The sequence below is a fragment of the Loktanella sp. F6476L genome (assembly GCF_023015725.1).
Classification (GTDB): Bacteria; Pseudomonadota; Alphaproteobacteria; order Rhodobacterales; family Rhodobacteraceae; genus Yoonia.
Genome location: NZ_JALKAR010000003.1, coordinates 342,581 through 361,347, shown reverse-complemented (window position 1 = coordinate 361,347; position 18,767 = coordinate 342,581). Strand labels below are relative to the sequence as shown.

The window sequence follows — 18,767 nt, the reverse complement described above, 5'->3', positions numbered from 1 at the left end:
TAGCCCACTGGTCAATGCAATCCGCACCGCATCTTGGCGAAATTCGTCCGTACGTTTCAGTCCCATAGTTCATCTCCTTTGTTGCAGTAAATGCTATCAAAGGAGCGGCATCAAACCGCGACAGGTCCAGACTGTATCGAATGTGGATCGCGACGCCGATTGCACGATCAAGATCACGGCGCCAAACTTGGCGAAACTGATCAAAGGCAAGCTGAACCCGATGACCGGTGTTGTGACTGGTAAGCTGAAGGTGTCTGGCGATGCACGGATCGCGCTAAAGCTGGGCGAATTGCTAAAGTCCTAAAGAAATTGCCCCGCTGGCGCAGGCCAACGGGGCAGTACCACAATACCACTTAAGAACTACCCGCATGATGCGGATTCCTTACCGGTTCATCGTATGTTTGGGGCATTACGATATTCTGAACGCGGCTGGATTTATTCTATAGTCACGGTATTCAGCTGAGGAAGTTTCACAGGCTTCAGATTTTTTCTTTCGAGAGGCGTTCGAAATACGGCAGCGTTTCTTCCAACAATTCTGCGTCGCGACCAGTCAGTTCTGGCAATGGCCCTTCGGCGCCCGCGAACCCTGTGGATTTATGAACGGCCCCATACCAATGCTGCGCCCAAATCCCGTCCGCATCACGCGGGCCTGCATCCCACGCCAACATCGCCGGATCAAAATCCAGCCCGATGTAGTCGCACAGAAGGTGTAGCATTTCTTCGGGGTCTTCACGGATATCGCTGCTGTCGATGACCGCACCGCCGATTTTGTCGAACAGGTCGACCTGCTGTTTGAAACCGAGATCAGCCGCTGTGACCTGTTCGCGTTTTGCCGCATAACTCGCGATCACACGCGCCGGGTGACGGATCAGGTGGACGTTTTCACACTCTGCTGTCCAGTCCATCGGTATGCCATCAATCATGTGATGTGGCATGTGTTTCATGTAAAAATGCGGCTTTTCGTCAGGAATACAGCCTATGCACCGCGCGGCGACCTTAGCCGGATCATCCTCATGGGCTGCGATAATCTGATCGGCCATGGGATGATCAAGACCGGTTTGCTTCAAATACGCCGCATAAAACGGTTCGTCCCATGCCGCGAAATCCGCGCGGTTGCCGAAGGCGTACATCATGGCTGTCGACAGGTTACGCGGGCCAGACCACATCGCGATCCGCATTAGCTGCACTCCTGCGCGATAAGGTCGGCGTAAAGTTTACGGATGCGCTTTGTCATTGGGCCAAGTTCACCGTTTCCGATTTGCCGCCCGTCGATGGACCCGACAGGCGTTTGCGCCCCAAACGTGCCGGTCAAAAACACCTCGTCAGCGCCGTAGGTATCAACGAGCGAATAGTTGCGTTCGAACACAGGAATACCGTTCGCGCGGCACAGGTCGATGACCTTTTGGCGCGTGATCCCGTTCATGCAGTAATCACCTGTGGAGGTCCAAACAGCCCCCTTGCGCACGATGAAAAAATTGCAGGCGTTCGTCGTGTTCACGAAACCATGCACGTCGAGCATCAACGCCTCGTCTGCGCCGGCCTTTTGTGCGGCGATGCAGGCGAGGATGCAGTTAAGTTTGGAATGCGAATTCAGTTTCGGGTCCTGCGTCATCGGCAAGCCACGCTGGTGCGGCACGGTTGCAAGGCTGATCGGACGCGGAATTTTCGGTTTCGAATGTTCCACGATGATCACAAACGTCGGGCCAGATTGCGACAGGTTCGGGTGCTGGAACGGACGTACTTTAATCCCCCGCGTGATCATCAAACGCGCATGGGCGTCGGTGGTGATGCCGTTGGCTTTTTGCGTCTCTAACAAGGCGTCAAACACGCCTTTTCGGTCCATCCCGATATCAAGATCAATCGCTTTCGCAGCTTCAAACAAACGGTCGAGATGTTCGTCGGCAAAAGCCCAGTGATTATCGTGCAGACGCAGCCCTTCCCAGATGCCGTCGCCCAACATGAAACCGCTGTCATAAACGCTGACCACGGCCTGCGATTTGGGCACGATTTTACCGTCAACGTAGATCAGGATGTTGTCGTTACGCGCGTCTTCTTCGGCTTGGTGGGTGGTCAGGTGGTCATCGGTCATCGTTGGAAGGCCTGTACTTCGGAAAGATCGGGGATCACGTCGGCGGTGCCGTTTCGCGTGACCATCAATGCGCCTGCTTTCAGGGCCTGATTGATGGATTGTTCCATCGGTAAACCGCGGTCGAGGCCCGCCAAAACGTAGCCGGTGAACGTGTCGCCGGCACCAGTCGTGTCGACCGGATCAACCTTGATCGCGTCAAAATGCTGTTTGCCAACGCGGCTATACCAGTCCGCGCCATCCGCGCCCAACGTTACGATCACGTCGGCCACGCCCAAGTCTTTGGCGTCTTGGCCAGTTGCGTCTTTCAGCTGTGCGGCTTCGACTTCGTTCAGGATCAGGAAATCGATGTATTCGAGAACCGCTTTGACGCGTTCTGCATCAAAAGGAGCTGCTGCATATCCGACCTTCAGCCCCATCTTTTTGGCAAGCTGTGTTCCCGTGCGTTGTAGGTTCGTTTCGTTCTGCGTGATGAACCAATCGCCTGTTTGGGCTTCGGACAATGCGGTCTGCAAAATCGCCTGCGGGATTTTGGCGTTCGCACCCGGATGCAGGATGATCATGTTTTCTGAATCCGCATCCACCGCGATAATCGCATGGGCGGTTTCAGTGTCTAACGTGGTGATATGGCGTGTATCGACGCCATATTCGAGCAAGCGTTGCTTTGCCCACGCCCCATCATGCCCAACGGCACCGATGTGGTTTACTTGTGCCGCAGCTCGCGCCGCAGCAACGGACATATTGGCCCCTTTGCCGCCCAGAAAAACCTTCCGGTCGGTTGCTGCCAGTGTTTCGCCACGCGCGGGAATATGCGGCACCGCATAAACGTAATCCGCGTTGATAGAGCCTAGATTCCAGATCGCCATGATTTACCCAATACGACAAGCGGCGATGACCGCCATGTTCAAGATATCGTTCACCGTAGAGGTGGTTGAGCAAAGTTGTACAGGCTTTCCGACGCCTGACAAGATCGGCCCGATCACAGTCGCGCCCGCCATTTCCTGCATCAGCTTCACCGAGATCGAGGCAGAGTGCCGCGCAGGTACGACCAAAACGTTTGCCGGACCTGTCAGGCGTTGGAATGGATACTGCGCCATGACGGCTGGGTTTAGCGCCACATCGACGTTCATTTCACCTTCGTATTCGAAATCGACACCCCGTTGATCAAGGATATCCGGGGCAACGTGCATCTTTTCGGCGCGTTCAGACACCGGATAGCCAAAGGTCGAAAACGACACGAAGGCAACGCGCGGATCAAGACCCAGTTCACGCGCGACCGCCGCACCCCGTTCAGCGATATCCGCCAGATCGTTTTCGTCCGGCCATTCGTGCACCAGCGTATCCGCCATCAGCACGATTTTACCTTTGTTCAGGATCGCGGTGACACCTACAGCGCCGTCATGCGGTTCAGCGTCAAACACGCGGTTGATCAGTTCCAGAACATGTGCGGATTTCCGTGTCGCACCTGTGACCATCCCGTCGGCGTGACCATGTGCAACCATCAATGCCGCGAACACGTGGCGATCACGGGCTGCAAGACGGTGGACGTCCTGCATATCCAGCCCTTTGCGTTGTAGGCGTTTGTATAGAAAGTCCTTATACGTATCCAAGTGGTGTGTGTTGGCCGCATTCACGATTGTCAGTTCGTCGATTGCGTCAGCCATGCCTTCTGCTGTCAGCTTTTCTGCAACGTCATCTGCACGACCCACGACAAGCGCCGTCCCGAAGCCAGACCGCTGATACGTGACTGCAGCCCGCAAGACGCGCGGATCGTCGCCTTCTGCGAAAACGACTGTGGATTGATTGGACCGGGCGCGCGCGTTGAGGTTACGCAGCATGTTCGCGGTCGGATCCATGCGGGCCTTCAGCGATGCTTCGTATCCTTCCATGTCAACGATTGGCCGACGTGCAACGCCAGTGTCCATGCCTGCCTGCGCTACTGCGGTTGGGATGCGGTAAATCAGACGCGGATCGAAAGGGGTCGGAATGATATAGTCGCGGCCAAAGGACAATTTCTTGCCGTAGGCCATCGCGACCTCGTCTGGTACATCTTCGCGAGCCAGATCAGCAAGCGCTTGGGCGCAGGCGATTTTCATTTCGTCGTTGATCGCGCGTGCATGAATGTCGAGCGCGCCACGGAACAGGTAGGGGAAACCAAGGACGTTGTTCACTTGGTTCGGATAGTCGGACCGACCTGTGGCCACGATCACGTCGTCGCGGACTTCGTGGGCTTCTTCTGGTGTGATTTCCGGGTCGGGGTTTGCCATCGCGAAGATCACGGCATTGGGTGCCATCGACATCACCATGTCCTGCGTCACGGCCCCTTTTGCCGACACACCAAGGAAGACATCGCAGCCAGCCATTGCCTCGGCCAAAGTCCGTGTATCAGTGTTGGCCGCATGCGCAGATTTCCACTGATTCATGCCTTCGGTGCGGCCCTGATAAATCACACCTTTGGTGTCGCACATGATGCAATTGTCGTGTTTCGCACCCATCGCCTTGAGCAATTCAAGACAAGCAATCCCAGCAGCGCCAGCACCGTTCAGAACAATCTTCACGTCTTCAATTTTCTTGCCAGAGATATGCAACGCGTTGATCAGGCCTGCAGCACAGATCACAGCCGTCCCGTGTTGGTCGTCATGGAACACGGGAATGTCCATTTCTTCCTTCAGGCGTTGTTCGATGATAAAACATTCTGGCGCTTTGATATCTTCGAGGTTGATGCCACCAAAGGTCGGGCCCATAAGTTTCACAGCATTGCAGAACGCGTCGGGATCTTCTGTATCAAGTTCCAGATCGATCGAGTTCACGTCGGCGAAACGTTTGAACAAAACAGATTTGCCTTCCATGACCGGTTTCGACGCGAGCGCACCGAGGTTGCCCAAACCCAGAACCGCGGTCCCGTTCGAGATCACGGCGACCAAATTGCCCTTGTTGGTATAGTCGTACGCCGTCGCAGAATCGGCTGCGATTTCTTCGCAAGGGATCGCCACGCCGGGGGAATAGGCCAGCGACAAATCGCGTTGTGTGGTCATAGGCACGGTTGCCTGAATTTCCCACTTCCCCGGTGTTGGGGCAATGTGGAAAGACAGTGCGTCTTCCCGTGTCATTTTCGTCTTGGCCATGGTGTTCCTCCCGCATGCGTCCGACCTTTGTAAGGGGGGATCAAACCAAAGGGCAACGGGTGGATTTATGGGTTTCGTCGCTAACATTGCGTCGGTAATGTCGCCCCGATGACCGTGGGGGAAATGTCGTGGCTGCCGAGAAAAGCACAGTGACGCCGATGATGGCGCAATATCTGGAGATTAAGCAGGCGCATCCCGATGCGTTGCTGTTCTACCGGATGGGTGATTTCTACGAGATGTTCTTTGACGATGCTGTTCATGCGGCAGAGGCGTTGGATATCGCGCTGACCAAACGCGGCAAACACGATGGAAATGACATCCCGATGTGCGGCGTCCCCCATCACGCCGCCGAAGGGTATTTTCTAACGCTGATCCGCAAAGGGTTTCGCGTCGCAGTGTGCGAACAAATGGAAAGCCCTGCTGAAGCGAAGAAGCGTGGCTATAAAGCGGTTGTGAAACGCGAAGTTGTGCGGCTGGTGACACCCGGCACGCTGACCGAAGATTCATTGTTGGATGCACGGCGGCATAACTTTTTGGCCGCCTATGCCACTGTGCGTGATGAAGGTGCGCTGGCGTGGGTCGATATTTCGACGGGCGCGTTTCACGTGATGACATGCCCGCGTGTTGCGTTGGGGCCCGAACTGGCGCGACTGACACCGCGTGAAGTGATCGTCGTTGACGGGACCGAACCAGAATTCGCCGAATTAGTATCTGATGCGGGCGCTGCTTTGACCACGCTGGGGGCTGCGGCCTTTGACAGCACGGCTGGCGAAAAGCGACTGCTGAACCTCTACAACATCGGGTCGCTCGACGCTTACGGCACTTTTGCGCGGGCCGAGATTGCAGCAATGTCGGCCGTTGTTGAATATTTGGAAATTACCCAGAAGGGCAAATTGCCACTGCTGCGCCCGCCTGTGTCTGAAGGCCAACGCGCAACGATGCAGATTGATGCGGCAACGCGGCGGTCGCTGGAACTGACGCATGGGATGAACGGCGGTCGTGCCGGATCGTTGCTGGGTGCGATTGATAAAACCGTAACGGCTGGTGGTGCACGGTTGTTGGAACGGCGTTTGGCGTCGCCGTCTTGTAACCTTGCGGTCATTCAGGAACGGCAGGACGCGGTTGCGTTTTTGGCAGATGACAGCCGCCTGATCGGTGATCTGCGGGATCATCTGAAAGGCGTACATGATCTGGATCGTGCGTTGTCGCGGCTTGCGCTAGATCGCGGTGGTCCACGCGATATGGCCGCTATTCGCAACACAATTGGGCAGGCACAGACACTGTTTTCCACACTGCAGGGTGATCTGCCGGGCGTTTTGGTGAGTGCTGCTGCGGGGTTGCAAGGTCACGACGAATTGCTGGCGTTGCTTGATGCGGCATTGATCGCAGAACCGCCCTTGTTGGCCCGCGATGGTGGATTTATCGCGCAGGGCTATGACGCGGATCTGGATGAGGCGCGGACGCTGCGGGATGAAGGTCGGTCTGTAATTGCCGCCATGCAAACGGAATTTATTGAATTGTCCGGCGTGTCGGCTTTGAAGATTAAGCATAACAACGTGCTGGGCTATTTCATCGAAACCACAGCGACCCACGCTGAAAAAATGATGACGCCGCCTTTGAACGAAACATTCATTCACAGGCAAACAACGGCAAACCAAGTACGGTTCACAACTGTGGAACTGTCCGAAATCGAGACGCGGATTTTGAATGCCGGCGGACGGGCACTTGAGATTGAAAAGCGAATTTATCAGTCTCTAACACAGGCGATTGTGGCGCAAGCGGGTCCGCTGGGTGCGTTGGCCCGCGCCTTGGCTGAAATTGATTTGACCGCTGGTTTGGCGCATCTGGCTGCACAGGAAAACTGGGCGCGTCCCAAGATGGACGACAGCCGCGCGTTTGATTTGCAAGGCGGGCGGCATCCTGTGGTGGAAGCAGCCCTTAGCCAAGCGGGCGAGCCGTTTATCGCGAATGATTGCGATCTGTCGGATCAGTCGATCTGGTTGCTGACAGGTCCGAACATGGCGGGTAAATCGACGTTCCTGCGCCAAAACGCATTGATCGCGGTGCTGGCGCAGATGGGCAGTTTTGTACCTGCAAAGTCCGCACATATTGGAATTGTCAGCCAGATTTTCAGCCGCGTCGGGGCGTCGGATGATCTGGCAAAAGGACGATCCACGTTCATGGTCGAAATGGTCGAAACTGCCGCGATCCTGAACCAAGCGGATGATCGGGCCCTCGTGATTTTGGATGAAATCGGGCGGGGAACAGCGACCTACGACGGTCTGTCCATCGCTTGGGCCACTTTGGAACACCTGCACGATGTGAACCGCTGCCGCGCGTTGTTCGCCACGCATTACCACGAGATGTCCGCGCTTTCCGCGAAACTGGACGGCGTCGACAATGCGACGGTGACGGTAAAGGAATGGGAAGGCGACGTGATCTTCCTGCACGAAGTCCGCAAAGGCACCGCGGATCGCAGTTACGGGGTGCAGGTTGCGCGGCTTGCCGGACTGCCACCCGCGGTGGTTGAACGCGCAAAAGTCGTGTTGGAAGCGCTGGAAAAAGGCGAACGCGAAGGCGGGTCAAACCGCAAGGCGATCATCGATGATCTACCGTTGTTTGCCGCCGCGCCACCGCCCGCGCCAGTGAAAGAAGTCGTGAAGGAATCCGCAGCAGAGGAGCGGTTGAAAACAATCATGCCGGATGAATTGACGCCCCGCGAGGCGTTGGCGTTGATCTACGAATTGCGAGATTTGGCGGACGGATAAGCGTTACCAGCTACCGCTTGCGCCGCCACCGCTGGAGCTGCCACCGCCAAAGGATGATGATCCACCGGACGTTGATGAAAAGCTGCTACTTGAATTGCTTGAGACATTTTGATCTTCGATCTTTGGAATGACAAATGTGGTCACTGTTTCATGATCGCAGTTTTTGCAAAGCGCATAGGCTCTGCCGTGGCCTTGGCTGGTTCGCGTCGGATAGGTGTCGGTGATTTTGGTGATGTATTGCGTTTTGTAGCTGCAACTTGGGCAAACTTTGTGACTATTGAAGAGCGCTGGATAGGCTTCGACCCGCACATGTTCACATTGGCGGCAGGCCCAGACGTCGTGATCCATCGCCTTGATCTGTTCTTCGATGATCTGGCCTTGGCTTAGGAATGCGTCTTCTTCCTCTTCGGTCAGCCAGTACATCTTTGACCCGTCATTCCGACAAATGCGCGGTTTTGTCCGTTTGTGGTGACGGTACGCTTTGGTGCCGAAATAGAGCCCGAACGGCGTGCCGATTCCCAAGATCCACCAGAACGCCATCGCAACAAATCGGCCTGTTGCGTTTAACATTCGTGTCAGAAGGTTCGCGTCATATTCACCAGGATATCGACCTGTGACGGCTTGGATGATCTTAATCATGCCTTCGTCGATGCCGGTGTAATATGCATCTTCTCGAAAGGCGGGCGTGATAGTCGTGTCGATGATACGCTTCATTTCCGCATTGTATTCGGTACCATAACCGGCGCCGAGTTCGATCCGCAGTTTGCGATCCCGACGTGAAACGAGAAGAAGGATACCGTCGTTCGTGTCCGCATTACCGATTCCCCATTCATTGAATAGGTCAGTGGCGAAAGGTTCAATCGCGCCGCTGTGCCCGTAATCAGACATGCGATTGATGGTCAAAATGGTGAATTCGATGCCCCGAGCATCATTCAGTTCTTCAAGCCGATACCGCAGCCGTGACTCCCAAGAATTGGGAATTAAGCCCGCGTAGTCATTGACGTAAAGGTCTTCATAATCGGGATAGGTTGTTTGCGCCTGCCCCGCAGACGCAAAGAGCAGGAGCATCACTGCCCCCGCCCTGATCATATTTGCAAAAGCGCCGATTAGGACGCTGGTGTTGAGGAAACCCCAACTTGGGCTGCGCGCAGAAGACGGTCGTGCAACATGAAACCTTCGGCGGCGACTTGGATGATGTCGCCTGCTTTGGTGCCGGGCACGGGGGCTTCGAACATCGCTTCGTGCAGTTTTGGGTCAAATTTGTCGCCAACCTCAGGCACGATTGGGTCAATGCCGTGCTTTTTGAAGGTCGAGATCAATGCGCGCATTGTCAGTTCGACACCTTCGAGCAAAGCAGCGTTTGCGTCACCTTCGACTTCTTCCGCTGAATTCAACGCGCGGCGCATGTTGTCGTAGACCGGCAGCAAATCACGCGCGAGTTTGGACCCACCGTAGTTTTCCGCTTCACGCCGATCCCGATCAGACCGCTTGCGGATGTTTTCAACGTCGGCCAGTGCGCGCATGAATTTGTCGCGGAAATCGTCACGCTCTGTCTTGATGGCTTCGATTTCTTCAAAGCCGCCTTGATCAAAATCAGGCTCTTCACCCTCAGCAACAAGGTCATCCAAGGACATCGGTTCTGCGTTTTCGTCTACCATCTTTTTCTACCTCTAGGACCGGTCGGCAATCATTTTGCCCACCAGCTGTGCCGTATAATTTACGATGGGAACAATCCGCCCATAATTAAGGCGAGTCGGCCCAATGACGCCAACGGCGCCAATAATCTTCTGATCGGCGTTCATATAAGGAGAAACCACCAAAGAGGAACCCGAAAGTGAGAACAATTTGTTCTCTGACCCAATAAAAATGCGAACGCCATCGGCATCGTCTGCCAGTTCCAAGAACTGGGCGATGTCGCGCTTTGCCTCTAGGTCATCAAACAGGGTGCGAATGCGGTCGAGATCGGCCTCGGATTCGTTATCCGTTAACAGGTTTCCCCTGCCCCGCACGATCAGCCGTTCGGTTGTTTCGCCTTTGTTTTCCCAAATCGCCGCGCCTGTTTCGACGAGTTCAGCGGCAAGCGCGTCAATTTCCTGACGCCGCGCTGCGATTTCACGCGTGATGATGCCATCGAGTTCGGACAGCGTGTGGCCTTCGGCAATTGCGTTCAGGAAATTGGCAGCTTCACGCATGGATGATGGCGTTTGTCCGGCTGGCGGTGTGAACAGGCGGTTTTCGACGTGGCCATCGGCGAACACGAGAACCACGAGTGCCCGTTCGCGCGACAGCGACACAAAGTCGATATGTTTAATCGGCGCTTCGTGCTTTGGCGTCAGGACAAGGCTGGCCCCATGGGTCACGCCGGACAAGGCAGACCCGACACGGTCCAACAACGCAGTCACGTCGCTGTCTTTTTCGCCCATGGTCTGGTCGATCCGCTGGCGGTCTTCGGCACCAAGATCGCCCATTTCAAGAATACCATCGACGAACATCCGTAGACCTAGCTGCGTTGGCACACGACCTGCGCTGACATGGGGCGACCCGACAAGACCCAGATATTCGAGGTCCTGCATCACGTTCCGAACAGTCGCGGCAGAAACGCTTTCCGACAATGTCCGCGTCAATGTCCGCGACCCAACAGGTGCGCCAGTTTCAAGATAGCCTTCGACGACCCGCTGAAACACTTCCCGGGACCGATCGGTCATATCTTCGATTTGTAGCTTCTTGTCGGACATCAGACTTCTTCAAAAGGAGCAGTGCAATTAAGACCAAGTAGTTGCTGGCGTCAATCAGGCTTGGAATTTTCATGTGGGGCGCGTATCGCAGGTATGCAACCAATGACAGGAGTTCCCCCATGCGTCCATCAGGCCGTCAGACGAATGAAATGCGCGAAGTTTCCATCGAGACTGGTGTCACGATCCACGCCGAAGGATCCTGTTTGATCAAGATGGGCAACACCCATGTGTTGTGCACTGCGACGGTTGACGAAAAAGTGCCCCCTTTCATGCGCAATTCTGGTCTGGGTTGGGTGACTGCGGAATACGGGATGCTGCCGCGGGCAACGCATACGCGGATGCGCCGTGAAGCGAAGAATGGTCAATCTGGCCGGACCCAAGAAATTCAACGCTTGATCGGTCGGTCCCTGCGGGCTGGTGTTGATCGCGTGGCTTTGGGCGAACGTCAAATTCAGATCGACTGCGATGTGATCCAAGCCGACGGCGGCACGCGCTGTGCGGCGATCACCGGTGGTTGGGTTGCGCTAAAACTGGCCGTGAACCAATTGATGAAAGCGGGCATGATCACGTCCGATCCGTTGGTTGAACCTGTAGCTGCGATTTCATGCGGTATCTACGCGGGCCAAGAAGTGCTTGATCTGGATTACCCTGAGGATTCAGAGGCTGGTGTTGATGGCAATTTTATCATGACCGGCGACAAGTTGATCGAAGTGCAGATGTCCGCTGAAGGATCGACTTTTACCCGGGCACAAATGAACGGCTTGCTGGACCTCGCTGAAAAAGGCGTGTCCGAACTGAAAGCAGTTCAGCTGGCAGCGGTGTCCTAAGATGCGGAAGTTCACGGGTGATCAGCTGGTTGTGGCGACACACAACAAGGGCAAGCTGGAAGAGATTTCAGCGTTGCTTGCGCCCTTTGGCGTGAAGATTTCGTCTAACGACGATCATGGCCTGCCGGAACCTGTGGAAGACGGTCAGACATTTATCGACAATGCACGGATCAAGGCACATGCAGCGGCCAAAGCGACTGGTTTGCCTGCTTTGGCCGATGACAGTGGTTTATCCGTTGATGCGTTAGATGGCGCACCCGGAATTTACACAGCGGATTGGGCGGAAACGCCGAATGGCCGTGATTTCCCGATGGCGATGAAAAAGGTCGAAGATGCGCTGGCGGCGAAAGGCGCAGAAGTTTCACGTAAAGCGCAGTTCAACTGCACGCTTGTTCTTGCATGGCCGGATGGCCACGATGAAGTGTTCCCCGGTATCATGCCAGGTCAGCTGGTTTGGCCGATGCGCGGAAGTGAAGGCCACGGATACGATCCCGTGTTCCAACCAGACGGATACGACATCACGTTTGGCGAAATGGACCGTTGGGAAAAGAACAAGATCAGCCACCGCGCTGATGCGTTTGCCAAGTTAGTGTCTGGTTGCTTTGAATAACGATTGGGAAAACGGGGGCTTCGGCCTCTATATCCATTGGCCGTTTTGTCAGGCGAAATGCCCCTATTGTGACTTCAACAGCCACGTCGTGCGCGAGATTGATCAAGCGGTTTGGCGCGACGCGTATATCAGCGAAATCCGCCGGACCGCTGCGGAAACCGAAGGACGCGTTTTGCGATCCGTGTTCTTTGGTGGCGGCACGCCCAGCATGATGGACCCCGATCTGGTTGACTCGATCTTACGCGAGGTTCGCGCGGCGTGGCCTGCTGCGAACGATATCGAGATCACGCTTGAGGCAAATCCAACATCTGTCGAAGCGGGTCGGTTTCGAGGATATCGCGATGCTGGTGTGAACCGTGTGTCGATGGGTGTGCAGGCGTTGAACGATCCGGATCTGAAAGCGCTTGGACGTTTGCATTCTGCATCCGAAGCCATGGCTGCATTTGATGTCGCACGTGGTGTATTTGATCGGGTGAGTTTTGATCTGATTTATGCGCGTCAGGATCAAACTGTTGGGGCGTGGGAAGCTGAGCTGAAACAGGCACTAAACCTCGCAATAGACCATCTTTCCTTGTACCAACTAACGATCGAAGACGGCACTGCGTTTGGTGATCGCTACGCTGCTGGTAAGCTACGCGGCTTGCCCGACGAAGATCGCGCAACAGAAATGTACGAAGTCACGCAAGCGATCACGGTCGATGCGGGATACCATACCTACGAAGTGTCTAATCACGCAAAACCGGGACAGGAAAGCAGGCACAATCTGTTGTACTGGCATTATGGCGATTACGTCGGAATTGGACCTGGTGCGCATGGCCGCGTGACGATTGACGGGCAACGTTATGCGACCGAAGCTCCGCTTGGTCCGTTCGATTGGTTGAAAGCAGTACGCAAAGGCGGCAGCGGCGAAAGTGATCGCACCGCTTTATCCCTACCCGACCAAACTAGCGAATTTCTACTGATGGGGTTGCGCGTGACAGAAGGCGTATCATTGGCGCGTCTGCAAGCATTGTCCGGCGACACATATGACGCAAACATCGCAGGTTTGCGCGACATGGGCATGGTCGAAACGAAAGACGGCCAATTGCGCGTTACTGCAAAAGGCCGTCCATTATTGAATGCTGTGTTGAGCGAACTGTTACGGGACTAGCCGCCCAAAGCGCGCAGCAAATCGTCAAGCTGATCAAGGCTTTTGTAGTTCAGAATCATCTTGCCGCCCTCACCATCACCGGAATGATCAATGCTGACTTTCATGCCAAGATTGGCGGCAAGCTCTGCCTCGATCTGGAGCGTATCGGCGTCCTTTTTACCTGCAGGCTTTTTCGCTTTTGGTGTCTGATCGCCCGCGTTCGGGTCTTTTTTTGCAAGACGTTCGGCGTCGCGTACTGACAATCCATTCTCGACAATCTGCCGCGCCAGAGCACTGGCAAATGGATGACCGACCAAAGCACGCGCGTGACCTGCGGATAGCTGACCTTCAACCAACATCCGTTGCACGTCATCAGGCAGGTTCAGCAGGCGCAAAAGGTTCGCGATGTGGCTACGGCTTTTACCAAGCGCCTGCGACATCTGATCTTGGGTGTGCCCAAAACGATCCATTAACTGACGGTACCCTGCCGCTTCGTCCACTGGGTTCAGATCTGCACGTTGAATGTTTTCGATAATCGCGATTTCAAGAACTTCAGTGTCGTCGAATTCACGGACAATCACCGGCACTTCATGCAGCTGGGCGATCTGCGACGCGCGCCAACGGCGTTCACCCGCAACGATTTCAAAATGGTCGGGCCGATCTGCGATTGCACGGACGATCAAAGGCTGAATGATGCCTTTTTCTTTGATCGAAGACGCCAGTTCAGCCAATGCATCTTCGTTAAAAGCACGACGCGGCTGGTCCGGATTTGGGTGTACTCGTTCGACCGGCAGATGCGTTTCCGCTTTGCGTGGTGCTGCCGTCTGTTCAGGTCCGACATCCGCCATCAATGCAGACAAGCCACGCCCCAGACCACGGTTTTTGTTCGGTTTGTTCGACATGGTTTAGGCCCTTTGCTTAGCGGGCTGTTCACGCCCGATGATTTCTTTTGCAAGCGCGCGATACGCCTGACTGCCCTTGGATTGCGCGTCGTATTGCAGAACTGGCAGGGCAAAAGATGGTGCTTCGCTTAGCCGGACGTTCCGCGGGATTACGGTCTGGAACACAAGATCACCCAGATTGTCGCGCGCGTCCATTTCAACCTGTTGCGATAAGTTGTTGCGGCTGTCGTACATGGTGAGTGCCACGCCTTCGATCCGCAAATTCGGGTTCGCGGTTTGACGTACATCGCGGATTGTCAGCATAAGCTGCGACAGACCTTCCAAGGCGAAAAATTCACTTTGCAGGGGGACTACGACGGAATCGGCAGCGACCATCGCGTTCACCGTCAGAATATTCAACGACGGCGGGCAATCGATTAAAACATAGTCGAAACCATAGCGGTCGATATCGATCTGGCGCAGTGCATCATGCAGCAGGAAGCTGCGTTTTTCATTTGAGATCAGTTCGATATCGGCAGAACTTAAGTCAGTTGTCGCCGGAATAATCGCGAGGTTTTGGATATCTGTCGCTTGGATGGCTTCTTCGAGCGTCGCTTCGCCCGCGAGCAAATCGTACGTTGTAACATCACGATCGTCCTGTTCAACACCAAGACCAGTTGACGCATTCCCCTGTGGGTCTAAGTCAACCAACAACACGTGACGCCCAGCTTCGGCTAGTGCCGCGCCAAGGTTGATCGTCGTTGTTGTCTTGCCAACGCCACCCTTTTGGTTCGCAACAGCGATAATTTTAGGTCCGGTACTGCGGCGATTATGCGGCACGGGCGATCCTTTTCAGTGAGAGAATGCGTGAGTCTAGTTCGGTGATACTGGTGTATTCAGCCAAATCAAAGTCCCAATTACCACGAACGGCATTCAATTCTTCGGCGTATGTCCGACCCTTCATCAAAAGCGCCTGCCCCTCTGGACGCAGATGCACTTCGATCATCGGCAGCAAGTCTTCAATGCTCGCCAATGCACGCGCGCTTACTATATCTGCGTCTTGTGGAGCTGCATGTTCTATACGTTGTGGTATTACATAGGCGTTCAATCCGAGTTCGCGAATTGCGGTTCTCAGAAATGTGCACTTACGCGCATCGCTTTCGATCAGTGTGAACTTTGTATCTGGCGACAGTTCTTTTGCGATAATTGCCGTAACGATCCCTGGGAAGCCACCGCCACTGCCGATATCTACCCAATGCTTCGGGCTATCAGCAAACTGGAACACTTGCGCGGAATCGATAATATGTCGGTTCCAAATATCTGGGACTGTTGATTTTGCGATCAAATTGATCTTGGCAGTCCATTTTGCAGTAAGCTCACCAAATGCTTCGAGATGTTGAATTGTTTCACGTGAAACACTGACGCCAATTTTTTCGATCATATTAACTACCGGTCTTTTTAACTGAGGACTTCCGCAAACAGCTAAGAATTAACATGAGCGCTGCTGGGGTAACACCATCAACTCTACCAGCCTTCGCAATGGTTTCAGGTCGCGCTTTTGTCAGTTTTGCCACCATTTCGTTAGATAGCCCGTTGATTGACGCATAATCGAGGTCTGAGGGAATGATCTGCGCTTCATCCCTCTCCATTGCAGCAATGTCTTTCTCTTGCCGCGCAATGTAGTTGGCGTAAAGCGCATCGCACTTAACCTGCTGTTGGATCACGGGATCATCTGTCAAAGGCGCGTCTGACAACTGTTTGATATGAGAGAAATCAAAGTCGATCAAAGCCAGAGCATCCAATGCGGAGCGCCGCGGACCGTCGGCGTTCAACTTCACATCCTGCCCTGCTATTTCTCGCGCAGACAGTGAAATATCAGCCAAAGACGCCTTCGTTGCATCGATCGCCGTCATCTTTTCAGAAAACGCCCGCCACCGAGCATCTGAAACACAACCAACCTCACGACCTAGGCCTGTCAATCGCTGATCGGCGTTGTCAGCGCGCAGCGACAACCGGAATTCAGCCCGAGAGGTAAACATGCGATATGGTTCGCTGACGCCTCTAGTCGTGAGATCGTCAATCATAACCCCGATGTAGGAAGAGCGCCGGCTAAAGTGCAGCGCTTCTTTGCCCTTGATGCGTCGCGCCGCATTCAAACCAGCAACCAATCCTTGAGCTGCTGCTTCTTCGTATCCAGTAGTTCCGTTGATTTGACCGGCAAGATAAAGCCCCGGCACGTCTTTCAATTCCAATGTGAGGCTCAACGCACGCGGATCAACGTAATCGTATTCAATGGCGTATCCCGGTTGCAAAATTTTGGCGTCTTCCAGTCCGTAGATCGAATGAACGTAGTCGTCCTGAACATCCACCGGCAACGATGTTGAGATACCATTCGGATAGACGGTATGATCGGTAACCCCTTCAGGTTCCAAGAAAATCTGGTGTGACGTCTTATCCGCAAACCGAACGATTTTATCTTCGATTGAAGGGCAATACCGTGGCCCAATGCCATCTATGTGCCCACCATACATCGCCGAGCGCTTCAGGTTCTCACGAATGATATCATGCGTTGCTTCATTTGTATGGGTAATACCACACGAAATTTGCTGGGCGGTTGGCGTTTTTGACATGAAAGAGAACATCGTTGGCGCGTCATCACCCGCCTGCATCTCGAGCTTATCCCATGCGATCGTACGTCCATCTAAGCGTGGCGGCGTACCAGTTTTGAGTCGTCCAAGCGGAAGATCGAAGGAATCGATACGTTCGGCTAATTTAATCGAAGGCTGTTCCCCCATACGACCACCCGGCTTCGCGACATCACCTACATGAATAACCCCGCGAAGGAATGTACCCGTTGTCAAAATGACCGCTTGCGCATGAATCTCGCTCCCATCTGGGAGCGTGATGCCGGCGACCTTCCCGTCTTTCATGATGAAATCAGCGACTTCGCCTTCAATCACATCGAGATATTGCTGTTCGCTAGTAAGGTGTTGCATTTCACGACGATAGATTGCGCGATCAGATTGCGCACGCGGACCCTGCACTGCTGGACCTTTTGTACGATTCAGAAGCCTGAACTGGATACCTGCGAGATCAGCGACTGTACCCATGACACCATCAAGCGCGTCAATTTCACGAACGAGATGTCCTTTTCCCAGTCCGCCGATGGCCGGATTACAAGACATGACACCAATAGTATCTGCACGAAGCGTCACCAGAGCGGTTTCAACACCCATTCTGGCCGCCGCATGCGCAGCTTCGGTTCCGGCGTGCCCGCCGCCAACAACAATGACGTCGTAATGTTTCACGTGAAACACTCCTTATTTGCCGATGCAAAAACTCATGAAGATTTCGTCCAAGACGTGTTCAACATCTACACGACCAACAAGCGAATCGACAGCCCGAATTGCCGTGCGTAGATCTTCGGCAATGAGATCGCTCATTCCCAAGGGATCATCAATGGAACCGATTGCCACATCAAGCCCTTCGATCCCTTGTTTTAGCGCAATCCGATGACGTTCGCGCATCGCAACCCCAACAGAAGCAACACGTTGCTTTAACTCTGTTCCGATACGATTGATCAGTTCGTCAACACCTGCACCTGTTTTACCGGAAATGGCAAAATCGTCGGAAGGTTCAACATCTCCTTTGGCGCGCACGATAATATCACCATCTACCATATGTAGTTGAGCGGTTTCGCCATCAAGCAACATATACACGCGAAGATCGGCTGCGGTTGCTCGGTCTTTCGCACGCGCGACACCCATCATTTCGATCTGATCTTCGCTTTCGCGCAGTCCTGCAGTGTCCAGGAATGTGACAGGTAAACCGTCTAAGTCGAAACGCACCTCGATCACATCGCGTGTTGTACCCGCAATATCAGAAGTGATCGCTGCATCGCGCCCCGCAATCCTGTTGAGTAACGTAGATTTGCCAACATTAGGCGCGCCGACAATTGCAACTTCGAAACCGTCACGAACGCGTTCGGCAATCTGCACGCCGTCATGTTCGCGAACAAGGCTATCCCGTACATCAAGAATCAGTTCTTTCACTTCGGGCCGCGTGTCGACCGGTACCTCTTCATCTGCGAAGTCGATGGTTGCTTCCAACAAAGCTGTCGCTCTGATCAGCTTGCGCCGCCAATCTTCCGCCCGTTGCCCAAGTTCGCCGGAAAAAACGCGAAGCGCTTGTTTCCGCTGTCCTTCGGTTTCAGCGTCGATCAAATCGGCAAGACCTTCGACCTGTGCCAGATCGAGTCGTCCGTTTTCGAGCGCTCGTTTGGTAAATTCACCTGCTTCCGCTTGGCGCAGCAACGGATGATCGCCGAGAACACGTAGCACCGCCGCCACAACAGCCGGGCTTCCGTGTAATTGAAGTTCGACGACCTCTTCACCGGTAAAGCTTTGCCCAGATGGAAACCGCAGAACCAAGGCCTCATCAAGCAAGACACCATCTGCGTCGATAATGCGCCGCACACCGCGATCTGCTGGCACATTTGACATGATATCTTGCGCCGCGGCCACCGCATCAGGGCCAGACAAGCGCACAACTGCAACGCCTGCCCGTCCCTGTGCTGTCGCCAAGGCAAAAATCGTATCCATCATCC

At 54.4% G+C, this 18,767-nt stretch carries 16 protein-coding genes and 1 pseudogene; 5 read left to right on the top strand and 12 right to left on the bottom strand.

Translation table 11 applies throughout. From position 1 onward, the window contains the following. Window positions 1–145: 145 nt before the first annotated feature. Window positions 146–304: pseudogene (locus MWU61_RS09535) on the top strand (SCP2 sterol-binding domain-containing protein); the annotation flags it as partial. A 175-nt stretch (window positions 305–479) separates the two neighbouring features. Here MWU61_RS09535 and MWU61_RS09530 read toward each other — a convergent pair. From MWU61_RS09530 to MWU61_RS09515, 4 genes are read right to left on the bottom strand one after another with little or no spacing between them, the layout of a single operon-like run. Further along, a complete protein-coding gene (locus MWU61_RS09530; RefSeq protein ID WP_247128120.1) occupies window positions 480–1,178 on the bottom strand; it encodes an HAD family hydrolase in 699 nt (232 codons plus the stop codon). Continuing rightward, entirely contained in the window at window positions 1,178–2,089 is a 912-nt protein-coding gene (locus MWU61_RS09525) for an aminotransferase class IV (protein WP_247128119.1), read from the bottom strand. Before MWU61_RS09525 ends, MWU61_RS09530 begins: the two co-directional genes overlap by 1 nt. Beyond that, a complete protein-coding gene (locus MWU61_RS09520) occupies window positions 2,086–2,952 on the bottom strand; it encodes a ribokinase (protein ID WP_247128117.1) in 867 nt (288 codons plus the stop codon). The genes MWU61_RS09525 and MWU61_RS09520 overlap by 4 nt, the downstream gene beginning before the upstream one ends. A gap of 3 nt (window positions 2,953–2,955) precedes the next feature. Beyond that, window positions 2,956–5,211: an NADP-dependent malic enzyme gene (locus MWU61_RS09515; protein WP_247128116.1), complete on the bottom strand. Its 2,256-nt coding sequence runs from the start codon at window positions 5,209–5,211 to the stop codon at window positions 2,956–2,958. Between the two features lie 158 nt (window positions 5,212–5,369). Between MWU61_RS09515 and mutS the strand changes: the two genes are divergently transcribed. Beyond that, on the top strand, window positions 5,370–7,979 hold the full coding sequence (gene mutS, locus MWU61_RS09510) for a DNA mismatch repair protein MutS (protein ID WP_247128135.1): 2,610 nt from the start codon (window positions 5,370–5,372) through the stop codon (window positions 7,977–7,979). A 3-nt stretch (window positions 7,980–7,982) separates the two neighbouring features. Here the strand turns inward: mutS and MWU61_RS09505 are convergent, their stop codons facing one another. From MWU61_RS09505 to hrcA, 3 genes are read right to left on the bottom strand one after another with little or no spacing between them, the layout of a single operon-like run. After that, window positions 7,983–9,047, bottom strand: a complete 1,065-nt coding sequence (locus MWU61_RS09505; protein WP_247128114.1) for a TPM domain-containing protein — start codon at window positions 9,045–9,047, stop codon at window positions 7,983–7,985. 38 nt (window positions 9,048–9,085) lie between these two features. After that, the gene (locus MWU61_RS09500; protein WP_247128112.1) at window positions 9,086–9,637 is read right to left on the bottom strand and encodes a nucleotide exchange factor GrpE; all 552 of its coding nucleotides are present in this window, start codon (window positions 9,635–9,637) and stop codon (window positions 9,086–9,088) included. Between the two features lie 12 nt (window positions 9,638–9,649). Continuing rightward, complete coding sequence (gene hrcA / locus MWU61_RS09495) at window positions 9,650–10,714, bottom strand: heat-inducible transcriptional repressor HrcA (protein ID WP_247128111.1); 1,065 nt, start codon at window positions 10,712–10,714, stop codon at window positions 9,650–9,652. Between the two features lie 119 nt (window positions 10,715–10,833). Here hrcA and rph point away from each other — a divergent pair, with 119 nt between their 5' ends. Genes rph through hemW form a run of 3 tightly spaced genes read left to right on the top strand, consistent with a single transcriptional unit; the run spans window position 10,834 to window position 13,301 of the window. After that, window positions 10,834–11,541, top strand: coding sequence for a ribonuclease PH (gene rph, locus MWU61_RS09490; RefSeq protein WP_247128109.1), 708 nt, complete (start codon window positions 10,834–10,836; stop codon window positions 11,539–11,541). A gap of 1 nt (window position 11,542) precedes the next feature. Then, window positions 11,543–12,151, top strand: a complete 609-nt coding sequence (gene rdgB / locus MWU61_RS09485) for an RdgB/HAM1 family non-canonical purine NTP pyrophosphatase (RefSeq protein WP_247128108.1) — start codon at window positions 11,543–11,545, stop codon at window positions 12,149–12,151. Further along, window positions 12,144–13,301, top strand: coding sequence for a radical SAM family heme chaperone HemW (gene hemW, locus MWU61_RS09480; protein ID WP_247128107.1), 1,158 nt, complete (start codon window positions 12,144–12,146; stop codon window positions 13,299–13,301). The genes rdgB and hemW overlap by 8 nt, the downstream gene beginning before the upstream one ends. Here hemW and MWU61_RS09475 read toward each other — a convergent pair. From MWU61_RS09475 to mnmE, 5 genes are read right to left on the bottom strand one after another with little or no spacing between them, the layout of a single operon-like run. Beyond that, a complete protein-coding gene (locus MWU61_RS09475; RefSeq protein ID WP_247128106.1) occupies window positions 13,298–14,182 on the bottom strand; it encodes a ParB/RepB/Spo0J family partition protein in 885 nt (294 codons plus the stop codon). The two genes, hemW and MWU61_RS09475, sit on opposite strands and share 4 nt — an antisense overlap. Window positions 14,183–14,185: 3 nt before the next feature. Further along, the gene (locus tag MWU61_RS09470; RefSeq protein WP_247128104.1) at window positions 14,186–15,001 is read right to left on the bottom strand and encodes an AAA family ATPase; all 816 of its coding nucleotides are present in this window, start codon (window positions 14,999–15,001) and stop codon (window positions 14,186–14,188) included. Beyond that, window positions 14,991–15,602: a 16S rRNA (guanine(527)-N(7))-methyltransferase RsmG gene (gene rsmG, locus MWU61_RS09465; RefSeq protein ID WP_247128102.1), complete on the bottom strand. Its 612-nt coding sequence runs from the start codon at window positions 15,600–15,602 to the stop codon at window positions 14,991–14,993. The genes MWU61_RS09470 and rsmG overlap by 11 nt, the downstream gene beginning before the upstream one ends. Before the next feature lies 1 nt (window position 15,603). Then, a complete protein-coding gene (gene mnmG, locus MWU61_RS09460) occupies window positions 15,604–17,469 on the bottom strand; it encodes a tRNA uridine-5-carboxymethylaminomethyl(34) synthesis enzyme MnmG (RefSeq protein WP_247128100.1) in 1,866 nt (621 codons plus the stop codon). A gap of 12 nt (window positions 17,470–17,481) precedes the next feature. Further along, window positions 17,482–18,762 (bottom strand): tRNA uridine-5-carboxymethylaminomethyl(34) synthesis GTPase MnmE, encoded by a 1,281-nt coding sequence (mnmE, locus tag MWU61_RS09455; RefSeq protein ID WP_247128099.1) that lies wholly within the window; start codon window positions 18,760–18,762, stop codon window positions 17,482–17,484. Window positions 18,763–18,767 lie beyond the last annotated feature (5 nt).

Coding starts and splice junctions, on each gene's coding strand:
- MWU61_RS09525 (WP_247128119.1), bottom strand. CDS start 2,089: ATGACCGATGACCACCTGACCACCCACCAAGCCGAAGAAGACGCGCGT.
- MWU61_RS09520 (WP_247128117.1), bottom strand. CDS start 2,952: ATGGCGATCTGGAATCTAGGCTCTATCAACGCGGATTACGTTTATGCG.
- MWU61_RS09530 (WP_247128120.1), bottom strand. CDS start 1,178: ATGCGGATCGCGATGTGGTCTGGCCCGCGTAACCTGTCGACAGCCATG.
- MWU61_RS09475 (WP_247128106.1), bottom strand. CDS start 14,182: ATGTCGAACAAACCGAACAAAAACCGTGGTCTGGGGCGTGGCTTGTCT.
- MWU61_RS09500 (WP_247128112.1), bottom strand. CDS start 9,637: ATGGTAGACGAAAACGCAGAACCGATGTCCTTGGATGACCTTGTTGCT.
- MWU61_RS09515 (WP_247128116.1), bottom strand. CDS start 5,211: ATGGCCAAGACGAAAATGACACGGGAAGACGCACTGTCTTTCCACATT.
- rdgB (WP_247128108.1), top strand. CDS start 11,543: ATGCGGAAGTTCACGGGTGATCAGCTGGTTGTGGCGACACACAACAAG.
- MWU61_RS09505 (WP_247128114.1), bottom strand. CDS start 9,047: ATGCTCCTGCTCTTTGCGTCTGCGGGGCAGGCGCAAACAACCTATCCC.
- mnmE (WP_247128099.1), bottom strand. CDS start 18,762: ATGGATACGATTTTTGCCTTGGCGACAGCACAGGGACGGGCAGGCGTT.
- hrcA (WP_247128111.1), bottom strand. CDS start 10,714: ATGTCCGACAAGAAGCTACAAATCGAAGATATGACCGATCGGTCCCGG.
- rph (WP_247128109.1), top strand. CDS start 10,834: ATGCGTCCATCAGGCCGTCAGACGAATGAAATGCGCGAAGTTTCCATC.
- mutS (WP_247128135.1), top strand. CDS start 5,370: ATGATGGCGCAATATCTGGAGATTAAGCAGGCGCATCCCGATGCGTTG.
- rsmG (WP_247128102.1), bottom strand. CDS start 15,602: ATGATCGAAAAAATTGGCGTCAGTGTTTCACGTGAAACAATTCAACAT.